General features: G+C 47.9%; 12 protein-coding genes and 1 pseudogene. 6 read left to right on the forward strand and 7 right to left on the reverse strand.

What is annotated here, in order from left to right; all coding sequences use genetic code 11:
• Positions 1 to 10 precede the first annotated feature (10 nt).
• Positions 11 to 385: a YfeK family protein gene (locus tag CRI63_RS02680; protein WP_135518433.1), complete on the reverse strand. Its 375-nt coding sequence runs from the start codon at positions 383 to 385 to the stop codon at positions 11 to 13.
• 104 nt (positions 386 to 489) lie between these two features.
• Between CRI63_RS02680 and pdxK the strand changes: the two genes are divergently transcribed.
• Positions 490 to 1,341: a pyridoxine/pyridoxal/pyridoxamine kinase gene (gene pdxK / locus CRI63_RS02685; RefSeq protein ID WP_135518435.1), complete on the forward strand. Its 852-nt coding sequence runs from the start codon at positions 490 to 492 to the stop codon at positions 1,339 to 1,341.
• Positions 1,342 to 1,382: 41 nt separating this feature from the next.
• On the opposite strand, the gene crr is transcribed toward pdxK, so the two are convergent.
• The 5 genes and pseudogenes from crr to cysZ all read right to left on the reverse strand — a co-directional run bounded on the left by crr (position 1,383) and on the right by cysZ (position 6,262).
• The gene (gene crr / locus CRI63_RS02690) at positions 1,383 to 1,892 is read right to left on the reverse strand and encodes a PTS glucose transporter subunit IIA (RefSeq protein WP_000522247.1); all 510 of its coding nucleotides are present in this window, start codon (positions 1,890 to 1,892) and stop codon (positions 1,383 to 1,385) included.
• Positions 1,893 to 1,932: 40 nt separating this feature from the next.
• Positions 1,933 to 3,660: pseudogene (gene ptsI, locus CRI63_RS02695) on the reverse strand (phosphoenolpyruvate-protein phosphotransferase PtsI).
• A 44-nt stretch (positions 3,661 to 3,704) separates the two neighbouring features.
• Positions 3,705 to 3,962 carry a phosphocarrier protein Hpr gene (gene ptsH, locus CRI63_RS02700; RefSeq protein ID WP_000487600.1) on the reverse strand — a complete coding sequence of 86 codons (258 nt, stop codon included), beginning with the start codon at positions 3,960 to 3,962 and terminating at the stop codon, positions 3,705 to 3,707.
• Positions 3,963 to 4,344: 382 nt separating this feature from the next.
• Positions 4,345 to 5,316: a cysteine synthase A gene (gene cysK, locus CRI63_RS02710; RefSeq protein WP_000034402.1), complete on the reverse strand. Its 972-nt coding sequence runs from the start codon at positions 5,314 to 5,316 to the stop codon at positions 4,345 to 4,347.
• A 184-nt stretch (positions 5,317 to 5,500) separates the two neighbouring features.
• Positions 5,501 to 6,262 carry a sulfate transporter CysZ gene (gene cysZ, locus CRI63_RS02715; RefSeq protein WP_130207372.1) on the reverse strand — a complete coding sequence of 254 codons (762 nt, stop codon included), beginning with the start codon at positions 6,260 to 6,262 and terminating at the stop codon, positions 5,501 to 5,503.
• Positions 6,263 to 6,491: 229 nt separating this feature from the next.
• Between cysZ and zipA the strand changes: the two genes are divergently transcribed.
• From zipA to CRI63_RS02730, 3 genes are all read left to right on the forward strand, one after another.
• The gene (gene zipA / locus CRI63_RS02720) at positions 6,492 to 7,472 is read left to right on the forward strand and encodes a cell division protein ZipA (RefSeq protein ID WP_130221982.1); all 981 of its coding nucleotides are present in this window, start codon (positions 6,492 to 6,494) and stop codon (positions 7,470 to 7,472) included.
• A gap of 71 nt (positions 7,473 to 7,543) precedes the next feature.
• Entirely contained in the window at positions 7,544 to 9,559 is a 2,016-nt protein-coding gene (gene ligA / locus CRI63_RS02725) for an NAD-dependent DNA ligase LigA (protein WP_135518437.1), read from the forward strand.
• Position 9,560: 1 nt separating this feature from the next.
• A complete protein-coding gene (locus CRI63_RS02730) occupies positions 9,561 to 9,779 on the forward strand; it encodes a DUF3820 family protein (protein WP_111948453.1) in 219 nt (72 codons plus the stop codon).
• Here the strand turns inward: CRI63_RS02730 and CRI63_RS02735 are convergent.
• Positions 9,776 to 10,774 (reverse strand): bile acid:sodium symporter family protein, encoded by a 999-nt coding sequence (locus tag CRI63_RS02735; RefSeq protein WP_130207366.1) that lies wholly within the window; start codon positions 10,772 to 10,774, stop codon positions 9,776 to 9,778. The two genes, CRI63_RS02730 and CRI63_RS02735, sit on opposite strands and share 4 nt — an antisense overlap.
• A 602-nt stretch (positions 10,775 to 11,376) precedes the next feature.
• On the opposite strand from CRI63_RS02735, the gene CRI63_RS02740 reads away from it, so the two are divergent.
• Together CRI63_RS02740 and CRI63_RS02745 are read left to right on the forward strand one after the other, a co-directional pair.
• On the forward strand, positions 11,377 to 12,630 hold the full coding sequence (locus CRI63_RS02740; protein WP_130257431.1) for a nucleoside permease: 1,254 nt from the start codon (positions 11,377 to 11,379) through the stop codon (positions 12,628 to 12,630).
• Positions 12,631 to 12,684: 54 nt separating this feature from the next.
• Complete coding sequence (locus CRI63_RS02745; RefSeq protein WP_130221979.1) at positions 12,685 to 13,614, forward strand: nucleoside 2-deoxyribosyltransferase; 930 nt, start codon at positions 12,685 to 12,687, stop codon at positions 13,612 to 13,614.
• Positions 13,615 to 13,833: the final 219 nt, after the last annotated feature.

The raw sequence follows: 13,833 nt of genomic DNA on the forward strand, positions 1-13,833 counted from the left end.
CCAAAGCGGATTAATTTCCTTCCGCAGGCACCGTTTTATCCGTCTGCGCAATCAGTGCATGTAAAAAAGGTTGCGCATTTTCATCGCTCTTACCGGGCATCTTCACGATATACGGCTTACCGGTAATCGATGACGACGAAGCCACCCTATCAATAAACTGCTCGGCGGTATCAATGCGGTTGCGTGTGTTGCCGAGCTTCAACTTCAGATGTGAAACTGCTTCATCACAAGTATGTTCATCACCGTTGCGCACAAATATCAAATCCTTTTTCTGTGCTAATCCCTCCAGCATGGCGTTGATGCGGGCTTCTTCGTGGGCAGTTAACTTCGCGTAAGCGGGGAGTGTCATTAGCAGCGTAATGACCAGACAAATGATTTTCTTCACTGAATTACCATATCCTTGTTTTGTGATAGCCGATTTGACTGCCAAAATCAGGTAAAGTTTCGGTTGGGATGCGATGAGGATCATCGGCAAAGGAGAAAAATTAAATGAGTAGTTTGTTGTTGTTTAACGATAAGAGCAGAGCGTTGCAGGCGGATATTGTCGCTGTGCAGTCGCAGGTGGTGTATGGCAGCGTAGGCAACAGCATTGCCGTGCCTGCTATTAAACAGAACGGTCTGAATGTCTTTGCCGTGCCGACCGTGTTGCTCAGCAATACGCCACATTATGATACGTTCTACGGTGGTGCGATTCCGGACGAATGGTTTAGCGGCTATTTACGTGCACTACAGGAGCGTGATGCGCTGCGCCAGCTGCGCGCTGTCACCACCGGTTATATGGGAACCGCGTCGCAAATCAAAATACTTGCCGAGTGGCTGACTGTATTACGCGAAAACCATCCTGACTTATTGATTATGGTCGATCCGGTCATTGGCGATATTGATAGCGGTATCTACGTCAAACCTGATCTGCCGGAGGCGTATCGGCAATATTTGTTGCCACTGGCGCAGGGAATTACGCCAAATATCTTTGAGCTGGAAATCCTGACCGGTAAAAACTGCCGCGATCTCGACAGCGCCATTGCCGCAGCAAAAAGTTTGCTTTCAGACACATTAAAATGGGTGGTTATTACCAGCGCCTCCGGTAATGAAGAAAATCAGGAGATGCAGGTGGTGGTGGTCAGTGCCGACAGCGTGAATGTCATTTCCCATTCTCGGGTAAAAACCGATCTGAAAGGTACAGGCGATCTGTTTTGTGCCCAGCTTATCAGTGGATTGTTGAAAGGTAAGGAATTGACTGACGCGGTACATTGCGCAGGCTTACGCGTACTGGAGGTGATGCGCTACACCCAGCAACATGAGAGCGATGAATTGATTTTGCCGCCGTTGGCGGAAGCATAAAAAATGGCGCCGATTGGCGCCATTTTTCACTGCGGCAAGAATTACTTCTTGATGCGAATAACCGGGGTTTCACCCACAGTCACGCTACCGGACAGTTTGATCAGTTCTTTGATTTCGTCCATGTTGGAGATAACAACCGGAGTCAGGGTAGACTTGGCTTTCTCTTCCAGCAGCGGGAGATCGAATTCAATCACAGTATCGCCAACTTTCACGCGCTGACCTTCTTCAGCAATACGCTTGAAGCCTTCGCCTTTCAGTTCAACAGTGTCGATACCGAAGTGAACGAATAACTCAACGCCGCTATCAGATTCGATGGAGAACGCGTGGTTGGTTTCAAAGATTTTACCAATGGTGCCGTCAACCGGAGCGACCATTTTGTTACCAGTTGGTTTGATAGCAATACCATCACCAACGATTTTTTCCGCAAAAACGACATCCGGCACGTCTTCGATATTGACGATCTCGCCAGAGAGCGGAGCAATGATCTCAATAGTTCCAGTATCCTTCTTGTCGTCGGAAACCAGAGATTTCAGTTTATCGAACAAACCCATGATCTTCTCCTAAGCAGTAAATTGGGCCGCATCTCGTGGATTAGCAGATTGTTTTTTCTTCAATGAACTTGTTAACCAGCGTCATTAACTCGTCCGTTGTCGGTTGAGCAAGAGCCTGCTCTGCTAACACCTTCGCATCTTCGAAGTTCGTGTTACGGATAATCTTCTTAATGCGCGGGATAGAAATGGCGCTCATAGAGAATTCGTCCAGACCCATCCCCAGCAACAGAAGTGTAGCACGTTCATCGCCAGCAAGCTCACCACACATACCTGTCCATTTGCCTTCAGCATGAGAAGCATCAATAACTTGCTTGATCAAGTTCAGCACGGACGGTGACATTGGCTGGTAAAGGTGTGAAATCATATCATTACCACGGTCAACTGCCAGAGTGTACTGCGTTAAATCATTGGTGCCGATACTAAAGAAATCAACTTCTTTGGCTAAATGACGCGCAATTGTCGCGGCAGCCGGTGTTTCCACCATTACGCCAATTTCAATTGACTCGTCAAACGCTTTACCTTCGTCGCGCAGTTCCTGTTTGTAGATTTCGATCTCTTTGCGCAGTGCACGCACTTCTTCAACAGAGATGATCATCGGGAACATGATGCGCAATTTACCGAAAGCAGAGGCACGCAGGATAGCGCGAAGCTGATCGCGCAGGATCTCTTTACGATCCATCGCGATACGGATAGCACGCCAGCCGAGGAACGGGTTCTCTTCTTTCGGGAAGTTCATATACGGCAGCTCTTTATCGCCGCCAATGTCCATGGTACGAACAATAACTGCCTGTGAGCCACACGCTTCAGCCACCGCTTTGTAAGCAGCAAACTGTTCTTCTTCGGTTGGCAGCGCGTCACGGTCCATGAACAGGAATTCGGTACGATACAGACCAACGCCTTCAGCGCCGTTACGCTCTGCACCTTCAACGTCACGAACAGTACCGATGTTAGCGCACACTTCGACCTGGTGACCGTCCAGCGTAATTGCTGGCAGATCTTTCAGTTTAGCAAGCTCTGCTTTTTCAGAAGCAACTTGCTCCTGAACGGCGCGCAGTTTATCAATAACTTCATTGGTTGGATTGACGTAAACCTGATTGTTTACGGCATCCAGAATCAGATAGTCGTCGTTTTTCACCTGAGAGGTGACGCTACCGGTACCCACGATGGCTGGCAGTTCCAGAGAACGCGCATGATAGAGGTGTGGGAAGTCCGGCCACCCGCGTCGGTGATGAAACCCAGCACCTTCTTCAGGTTTAGCTGTGCGGTTTCAGACGGCGTCAGGTCAGCGGCAACCAGGATTACTTCATCCTGAATGGCGCTCAGGTCGATGATCTTCAGCCCAAGGATGTTGCGCAGCAGGCGCTTACCGATATCACGTACGTCAGCCGCACGCTCTTTCAGGTATTCGTCATCCAGTTCTTCCAGGGCAGAAGCCTGACCTTCGATAACTTCATGAGCAGCTGCATCAGCGGTCATGTGCTTATCTTTAATCAGGGCTATGATTTCCTGCTCCAGCTCCTCATCTTCGAGCAACATAATATGCCCTTCGAAGATGGCTTCTTTTTCTTCACCGAACGTTTCACCAGCTTTCGTTTTGATCGTTTCCAGCTGGGCAGATGCCTTGGCACGACCGCTCAGAAAACGTTCAACTTCCTGATCAACCTGGTCGGCAGAAATTTTTTTTCCGGTCAATGACGATTTCGTCTTCTTTCAAAAGCAGAGCTTTACCGAAAGCGATACCCGGGGATGCTAAAATGCCTGAAATCATAACCCTACCTTACTTGTGACTGATTTTTAAAAGAACCCGGGAAATTACTCGAGTTCCGCCATCAGTTTAACCAGATGTTCAACCGCTTTTTGCTCGTCTTCGCCTTCTGCAGAGATAGTCACAACGGTGCCTTGAGTCAGGCCCAGAGTCTGCAGTTTGAACAGGCTTTTGGCGCTGGCGCTTTTGCCGTTAGAAGTCACAGTAATTTCAGAAGTGAAGCCCTTAGCTTCTTTTACAAACTGGGCAGCAGGGCGGGTGTGCAGACCGTTCGGAGCGGTAATGGTAACTTCTTGCTGGAACATTGTATTTCCCCAACTTATAGGTTTAGTGTTGTGGAACTAAAGTCTAGCCTGGCGGTTCGACTTTAGCCTGTATTGTTAGCGCCAGTTTTAACAGACGCGACGCACGAAGTGCTCTATACAGTCCATTGCTGGCGGATGTTGGCCGCTGACGTTTCGTTCATCATTAAACATTATGCCGCTAAAGGAAGACTTGAACCAAATCATAAAATCGATTCAGCTAAGGCTTTTCCTGTAACGATTAATTTCGCGCATCAAAATAATTAGTCAGGTTAAATACCAGTTCCGACAAGTTGAATCAATGCCAGGAGGGGTGAAAGTTTGAAGCAGGCCACAAAAAAGCACCTGAAAAGGTGCTTTTTTACGCATTTTTAACAAGCTGGCATTACTGTTGCAGTTCTTTCTCGGTAAAGAGATCGGCAAACAGTGCAGTGCTTAAATAACGCTCACCCGATGATGGTAGAATAACCACAATATTCTTATTGGTAAAGCTTTCATCTTCTTGTAGTTTCAACGCCGCAGCAACAGCCGCGCCGGAAGAGATCCCGGCAAGAATGCCTTCTTCTTCCATCAGGCGACGCGCAGTAGAGATGGCTTCTTCATTGGTGATGCCAATAACTTTGTCGACCAGTTTGAGATCAAGGTTAGCCGGGATAAAGCCAGCACCGATGCCCTGGATTTTATGCGGCCCGGGTTTGATTTCTTCACCTGCCAGCGCCTGGGCGATAACGGGAGAGTCGGTTGGTTCTACGGCAACAGAGATGAGGTCAGTCTTGCCTTTGGTGCCTTTAATGTAGCGGCTGACGCCGGTCAGCGTACCGCCAGTGCCGACACCAGCAATAAACACATCGACCTGACCGTCAGTATCTTCCCAGATCTCCGGGCCGGTGGTTTTTTCATGAATTTCCGGATTCGCCGGGTTGCTGAATTGTTGCAGCAGCAGATATTTTTCTGGGTTGCTGGCAACAATTTCCTCTGCTTTTTGAATTGCGCCTTTCATGCCTTTAGCACCTTCGGTCAGCACCAGGTTTGCACCTAACGCTTTGAGCAGCTTGCGGCGTTCAATACTCATGGTTTCCGGCATGGTCAGGGTGAGTTTATAACCGCGAGCGGCAGCCACATACGCCAGTGCAATCCCGGTATTGCCGCTGGTTGGCTCCACCAACTCAACGCCCGGCTTCAGTACGCCGCGCTTTTCGGCATCCCAAATCATATTGGCACCGATACGGCACTTAACGCTGAAGCTGGGGTTTCGGGATTCCACCTTCGCCAGAATACGTCCGTTACCGATGCGATTCAGGCGAACCAGCGGTGTGTGACCGATAGTCAGCGAGTTATCTTCAAAAATCTTACTCATGGCCTGTCCTTAACTGTATGAAATTGGGATACAACAGGTAGCATACCCGCTCAGAGAATATGCGGAAGTAAGGATTTAGCATATCTATATGCAGAAGGGAAATAATGGCTCGCAAGATGGAATAAGGGGCGGCATAAGCCACCCCTGTTCCACACATAATGTTTACAAAATAATCGGTAAATTGTTACCGCCATAATGCATGTTTAGCGCGGTAGCAATCGACCCACATCGCCGTAGCGCCACAAACGGCCACCGGCATGATGAACAGGTTGAGTACCGGGATCATCGTGAACAAACTGGTTAAAGCACCAAACTGCATATTAGTGATTTTGCGCGTGCGCAGGGCAGTGCGCATCTCTTTGAATGGCACTTTGTGGTTATCGAACGGATAGTCGCAGTACTGGATGGCTAACATCCAGGCACTGAACAGGAACCACAGCACCGGTGCGACGGTTTGCCCAATGCCAGGGATGAAGTAAAGGATCAGCAATACAATCGCGCGCGGCAGATACCAGGCAAACTTTTGCCATTCACGTTTCATAATCCGCGGCACATCTTTCATGATGCCGAAAATACCGGTATCCGGTGGCGTAGCGCCAGTCAGTCTTGCTTCCAGTTGTTCAGCCAACAAACCGTTAAATGGTGCGGCAATCCAGTTGGCAATGGTGGAGAAAAAATAGCCAAAAACCAGTAGCACGGAGATAACCGCTACAGGCCACAGCAAATAGCTCAACCATTGCAGCCAGTCAGGTACGTGACTCATTAACGACGGGATCCAAACATCCAGCTGGCTAAAGAGCCACCAGAACGCGCCTCCCATCAACAAGATATTGATCAACAGCGGTAAGATGACAAAACGGCGAATCCCAGGTTGCGAGACGAGCTTCCAGCCTTGCGCAAAATAGTAAAAACCGCTGCGTGAGGCAGATGTGAATGTTGAAACCATAATCAGGATATGCTCCTTTTGACCAATCCCAGGAAAGTTCTGCGTATTTTACCGGGTATTTGCGCAATGGACAGTTAGGATATGTTCGAAAAACCAGCAAAAAGCACGATTTCATCTATCTTTGTGCTGTGAAAGTTAATAGTGCACTTGCACTTGAGGTAATCGACAAATACTCTTAGTGAGTAAATGTTTGCCGTGGTGGCAAGGTGTTAGAACAACAGAGAATATAATGATGCAGGATTTGCGTCTGATATTAATCATTGTTGGCGCGATCGCCATAATCGCTTTACTGGTACATGGTTTCTGGACCAGCCGTAAAGAACGATCTTCTATGTTTCGCGATCGGCCACTAAAACGAATGAAGTCAAAACGTGACGACGATTCTTATGACGAGGATGTCGAAGATGATGAGGGCGTTGGTGAGGTTCGTGTTCACCGCGTAAATCATGCCCCGGCTAACGCCCAGGAGCATGAGGCTGCTCGTCCGTCGCCGCAACACCAGTACCAACCGCCTTATGCGTCTGCGCAACCGCGTCAACCGGTTCAGCAGCCGCCTGAAGCGCAGGTACCGCCGCAACATGCTCCGCATTCAGCGCAGCCTGTTCAGCAACCGCAGCCAGTGCAACAACCGCAGCCAGTACAGCAGCCGGCTTACCCGCCGCAGCCTGAACAGCCGGTTGCTTCGCAGGTGCCTCCAGCTCCGCAGCCTACTTTCCAGACCGCGGAACCTGTAGCGGCACCGCAGCCTGAACCTGTAGCTGAACCAGCGCCTGTGATGGATAAGCCGAAGCGCAAAGAAGCGGTGATCATCATGAACGTCGCGGCGCATCACGGTAGCGAGCTGAACGGCGAACTGCTTCTTAATAGCATTCAACAGGCGGGCTTTATCTTTGGCGATATGAATATTTATCATCGCCATCTTAGCCCGGATGGCAGCGGTCCGGCATTATTCAGCCTGGCGAATATGGTGAAACCGGGAACCTTTGATCCTGAAATGAAGGATTTCACAACGCCGGGTGTCACTATCTTCATGCAGGTGCCGTCTTACGGTGATGAACTGCAAAACTTCAAGCTGATGCTGCAATCCGCGCAGCATATTGCCGATGAAGTAGGCGGCGTAGTGCTTGACGATCAGCGCCGTATGATGACTCCGCAGAAACTGCGCGAGTATCAGGACATCATCCGCGAAGTCAAAGACGCCAACGCCTGATACACTTAGGGCAAATTAACTTCTTTTCGAACCCCCGCTTGTCGGGGGGTTTTTAGCATTGATGGTGCGATATGGAATCAATCGAACAACAACTGACAGAACTGCGAACGACGCTTCGCCACCATGAATATCTTTATCATGTGATGGATGCGCCGGAAATTCCCGACGCTGAATACGACAGACTGATGCGCGAGTTGCGTGAGCTGGAAGCCAAACATCCAGAGCTGATTACCCCTGATTCACCTACCCAACGTGTAGGTGCTGCGCCGCTGGCAGCCTTTAGCCAGATCCGTCATGAAGTGCCAATGCTGTCCCTGGATAACGTATTTGATGAAGAAAGTTTTCTCGCTTTCAACAAACGCGTACAGGATCGTCTGAAAAACAACGAAAAAGTGACCTGGTGCTGCGAGTTAAAGCTCGATGGGCTTGCCGTCAGCATTCTGTATGAGAATGGTGTACTGGTAAGCGCGGCGACCCGTGGCGATGGCACTACTGGGGAAGACATCACGTCTAACGTGCGTACCATTCGCGCTATTCCGCTGAAACTGCATGGTGAGAATATTCCAGCACGTCTGGAAGTGCGTGGTGAAGTGTTCCTGCCGCAGGCGGGTTTTGAGAAGATTAACGAAGAGGCGCGACGCACGGGCGGAAAAGTGTTTGCTAACCCACGTAATGCGGCGGCAGGTTCTCTGCGCCAGCTTGATCCGCGTATCACTGCGAAGCGACCGCTTACTTTCTTCTGCTATGGCGTTGGCGTACTGGAAGGTGGCGAATTGCCGGACACTCATCTGGGCCGCTTAATGCAGTTTAAAGCGTGGGGATTACCAGTCAGCGATCGGGTAACGCTTTGCGAATCAGCAGAAGACGTGCTGGCGTTTTACCACAAAGTGGAAGAAGACCGCCCGACGCTGGGCTTTGATATTGACGGTGTAGTCATTAAGGTCAACTCGTTGGCGCAGCAGGAGCAACTTGGCTTTGTTTCCCGCGCCCCGCGCTGGGCTGTTGCGTTTAAATTTCCGGCGCAGGAACAAATGACTTTTGTGCGTGATGTAGAGTTTCAGGTTGGGCGTACAGGTGCGATTACGCCCGTTGCGCGTCTGGAACCTGTCCATGTTGCAGGCGTGCTGGTGAGCAACGCCACACTGCATAACGCCGACGAAATTGAACGTCTCGGTTTACGCATTGGCGATAAAGTGGTGATTCGCCGCGCAGGTGACGTGATCCCACAAGTGGTTAACGTTGTGCTTTCTGAACGACCGGAAGATACCCGTGAGGTTGTATTCCCGACGCATTGTCCGGTATGTGGTTCTGACGTGGAACGTGTAGAAGGCGAAGCCGTGGCTCGCTGTACTGGTGGCCTGATTTGCGGTGCTCAACGTAAAGAATCGCTGAAACACTTTGTTTCCCGTCGTGCGATGGACGTTGATGGCATGGGTGACAAAATTATCGACCAGCTGGTTGAAAAAGAATACGTCCACACTCCGGCGGACCTGTTCAAACTCACAGCAGGCAAACTTACCGGGCTGGAGCGAATGGGGCCGAAATCGGCACAAAATGTGGTTAACGCGCTGGAAAAAGCGAAAGAAACCACCTTTGCCCGCTTCCTCTATGCCCTTGGCATCCGTGAAGTCGGTGAGGCTACCGCAGCAGGTCTGGCGGGATATTTTGGCACGCTGGAAGCGCTGGAATCAGCCTCGATTGAAGAGCTGCAAAAAGTGCCAGACGTCGGGATCGTGGTGGCATCTCATGTTCACAACTTCTTTGCCGAAGAAAGCAACCGCAATGTCATCAGCGAGCTGTTGGCGGAAGGCGTTTACTGGCCTGCGCCGGTGGTGATTAACGCGGAAGAGATCGACAGCCCGTTTGCCGGTAAAACTGTGGTGCTCACCGGTAGCTTAAGTCAGATGTCGCGTGATGACGCTAAAGCTCGACTGGTCGAGCTGGGCGCGAAAGTGGCGGGCAGCGTGTCGAAGAAAACCGATCTGGTGATTGCCGGAGAAGCTGCAGGCTCTAAACTGGCGAAAGCGCAGGAACTGGGTATTGAAGTCATCGACGAAGCTGAAATGCTGCGTTTGCTGGGGAGCTGAGGTGGAGAAAGAGCAGCTGATTGAAATTGCCAATACGGTGATGCCGTTTGGCAAGTACAAAGGGCGTCGCTTAATTGACCTGCCGGAAGAGTATCTGCTGTGGTTTGCCCGCAAAGATGAGTTTCCGGCAGGCAAACTTGGTGAGTTAATGCAAATCACGTTGCTGATTAAAACCGAGGGGCTGACACAACTGGTCCAGCCCCTGAAACGTCCGCTTTAAACTTTTCCGGCGCTGCTTTCCTGCTGCGCCTGCAGTTGCTCGGTCTGGCGCTTATAACGACGCGCCAGTACCGCGCAAACCATCAGTTGGATCTGATGGAAAATCATCAACGGCAGTACCATCATACCGATCACCGATGTGGGGAACAGAATGTTCGCCATCGGAATACCATTCGCCAGACTCTTTTTCGAGCCACAGAAGACGATAGTGATTTCATCCGCCTTATTGAAACCCAGTCGACGCGCCATAAAGACGTTAATCACAATCACAATAGCCAGCAATACGCAGCTAACTACCACAATAAACAGCAGCGAACCCCAACCGACTTTGTGCCAGATACCGTTAACGACGGCTTCGCTGAATGCTGTATAAACGACCAAAAGAATGGATGTCTGGTCGGTTTTTGCTATCCACTTTTTATTGCGTGCTACCCAGTTACCAATCCACGGGCGAGAAAGATGTCCCAGCACGAACGGCAGCAGTAGTTGCAACATAATCTTACCGACCTGTTCCAGACTGCCTTCTGCACCGTGGATATTCATTACCAGACCGACCAGCAACGGCGAAAGGAAAATCCCCAGCAGGCTGGATGCTGACGCAGAACAAACCGCCGCCGCGACATTACCGCCCGCCATTGAAGTAAAGGCGATTGCAGACTGCACGGTAGCCGGGAGAATGCACAAATAGAGAAAACCGGAATAGAGCATCGGATCGACATTTACCGGTTTCCACCAGGCAAACAGTACGCCCAGAATCGGAAACAGTACGAAGGTGCTGCACATTACCCACAAATGCAATCGCCAGTGACTACCGCCAGCAATTATAGCCTCACGCGACAGCTTCGCACCGTGCATAAAGAACAACAGGGCAATAGCTGCCGTGGTCAGATTTTCAAAGAAGGGGACAAAACCGCCTCTGGCCGGAAAGAAAGAAGCCAGCAATACCACCGTGATCAGGGTTAAAGTGAAAGGATCGAGGATACGAAAAAGTTTCATAAAGACTCCAGATGACCGATGCTTTCATTGTGCGTTGTTCTGATTGATAAATAAAACTGAATTGCTTATCAATTTGTGCGTGGTAATGGGAAGTCAGGGGGGAGCTTCGCCTGGTTGGCAAATAGGGGCCGTTAACTGAGGGAACTATGTGACAGCCGAAAAAATCACAGAAGGTTATTACTACTGATGTACATAGTAGTTTTAGCATGATCAGCGCTGGTTTTAGAACGGGTATTTTATTGAATAAAGAATGTCACCCGGAGAGAGCGTTTCACTCACTTTATTATTAACGGTGCGGTAAAACTATGAGGGCAGACTCAGGTTTAATAACAGGAACTGCCGTTTAATTGTATATTTTACGCGAACAATAAACATCATGAATGTGATTGCCTCATATATTTTTGATGTGATTGTTTAGTGTTGCTGTTACTGGGTTAGTGGTTTATCTAAAAACTCATGATCATTACGCAATATTAGGGTGGCTTTCTTAATGTTTTCAGAATCGATATCAAATCGCAATTGATCATTACAATAAAAGATATTGGTAAATTTGATGTGTTTCAGGATATTTAAAGGGGAGGCTCAAATCGAAGGGGACGACGGTGAATCTAAAACTACAGTTAAAAGTTCTTTCATTTCTGCAATTCTTTTTGTGGGGAAGTTGGCTAAACACATTTGGTTCTTATATGTTTATTACGCTGCGCTTCAAAGGAGAAGATATTGGTGCAGTCTACAGTACATTGGGTATTGCAGCGGTGATAACGTCAACACTATTTGGCATTGTGGCAGATAAATGGATTAGCGCTAAATGGATTTATGCCGCTTGTCACTTTTTTGGCGCGGTAACATTATTTATCGCGGCATCTGTTACAACACCTTCGGCAATGTTCATTGTCATTTTACTTAACTCTCTCGTTTATATGCCAACGCTTGGCTTGAGTAATACGATTTCCTATTACCGTATACAAAATGCGGGTATGGATATTGTGACTGAGTTTCCACCAATACGCATCTGGGGAACGATCGGATTTATTGTTGCGATGTGGGCAGTAAGTCTGGCTGGTTTTGAATTAAGTCATATGCAATTGTATATCGGAGCGGCGGCTTCATTAGGATTAAGTCTGTTTACGTTGACATTACCCGTTGTACCGGTGGCTAAATCTAACCAGGCCCAAGGAATAATAGACGTTCTCGGGCTGCGTGCATTTGCACTGTTCAAAAATAGCAAAATGGCTATTTTCTTTATCTTTGCCATGCTGCTTGGGGCAGAATTACAGATTACCGGAATGTTTGGAAATACTTTTCTCCACAGCTTCGAGAGTGTTCCAGAGTTTGCCAATAGTTTTGTTGTCACCCATGCTTCTATTTTGTTATCGATTTCTCAGATATCCGAAGTTTGTTTCATTCTTGCTATTCCATTTTTTCTGAAAAAATATGGTATTAAAAATGTCATGCTGATGAGCATGATTGCCTGGATGCTGCGCTTTGGTTTATTCGCTTATGGCGATCCTTCATTCGGCGGTACTATTCTGTTAATTCTTTCGATGATTGTTTATGGCTGTGCCTTTGACTTCTTCAATATATCTGGCTCGGTATTTGTTGAACAAGAAGTTGATCCCTCGATCCGTAATAGTGCTCAGGGCGTATTCCTGATGATGGCCAATGGTTTTGGTTGTATTCTGGGCGGTTTTATTAGTGGCAAAGTCGTCGATTATTTAACAACGGATGGTAACCCGCAATGGGCAACCATTTGGCTGGTATTTGCTGGGTATTCACTGGTTCTTGCTCTCGCATTTATGGTGTTGTTTAAATATAAACACAACGGTGCCACGACGACGTCCAGTCATTACGCCTGATACGGTATTTATCAAAATTAATAATGTTTTACAGGATTCGTAAAGGAGGATGTTATGGCAAATCAATTGTATAACCAATGTCGGGTCTATTGTGCACCCTGGCGATTAGATGCTTTAAATTTAAATGACATCATCGATCAATGGATTGACGATGGTCTGTTACCGCCCCTGATTCATACTTTTCTTCCTTATCGTGATGATGCCGGTGCCTCCAGTGAAGAGGAGATTTTTGTTAACGATGTCGCGAATATGGACAATAGCGTTGGGGTTATCGGTTATTTCGATGGCGGAACCTATGATTCCGGTTGTGCGTGGGAAGTGGGCTATGCATGGGCTTCAGGAATGCCGGTACATCTGGTTACGACCGACTTTCTCTTATGGGCGGCAGGTAACTCTTCAGAGTTTTACCCTATAAGTAAGCTGATAAATTATGTAGCAAAAGTTGTATCAGTGTCAGATTCTGATGCCAGTATCAGCAACTATCGTGAACAAACATCAGACATCATCAATCGTGCATTGCAAATATTTCAGCAAAATTTAATTGCCGACTTCGGCACGACGATTACTCCAGCTATACCCGTTACTCCACTGCCCATTGAGTATGATTATTATCTTGATCCTAACTTTATGTATACAGAACCATCTCGGGGCTTACTGGAGAATATCAAAGACGCGATCGTTAGTGTGGGTAAAACATTTATCGTTGGTGACAACATGAATGATATTGCGACTGATATTGATAATTTAAGAAAATCCAGACAAGCCATTTTTTATTCTGATACCTTTGAGCCGAATGTTGACACCGGTATTATGAATGGCATTGCCTATGCATTAGGGCAGCAATCGATTATTTATTGTAGTAAGCAACAAAAGTATCAGTCTGCACTGACGACCGATTATCTAAATTTAATGATAACCTGGTCATCAACGGTGGCACATTCATTTGCAGAGCTTGAAGCATTGATTGACAACAAAGAAATGTAATATTTTATTCTTCTTGATTATCAGGTGAGTGATTGCCTGATAATCAACTTTTTAAATAACTACCAAAATAAATTATACCGTCGTTATATCTCTCTGCCGGGGGACGGTATGATCGATTTAAAAAATATATTGAATATCTCTGTCAAATGTATTGGTCAGTCACGACTTTTTTCTCGTTATAAGAAGAAGTGACACATATTTAACGAATAATGTTTATTA

Origin of the sequence: Escherichia sp. E2661, from assembly GCF_004745185.1 — a bacterium.
GTDB lineage: Bacteria > Pseudomonadota > Gammaproteobacteria > Enterobacterales > Enterobacteriaceae > Escherichia.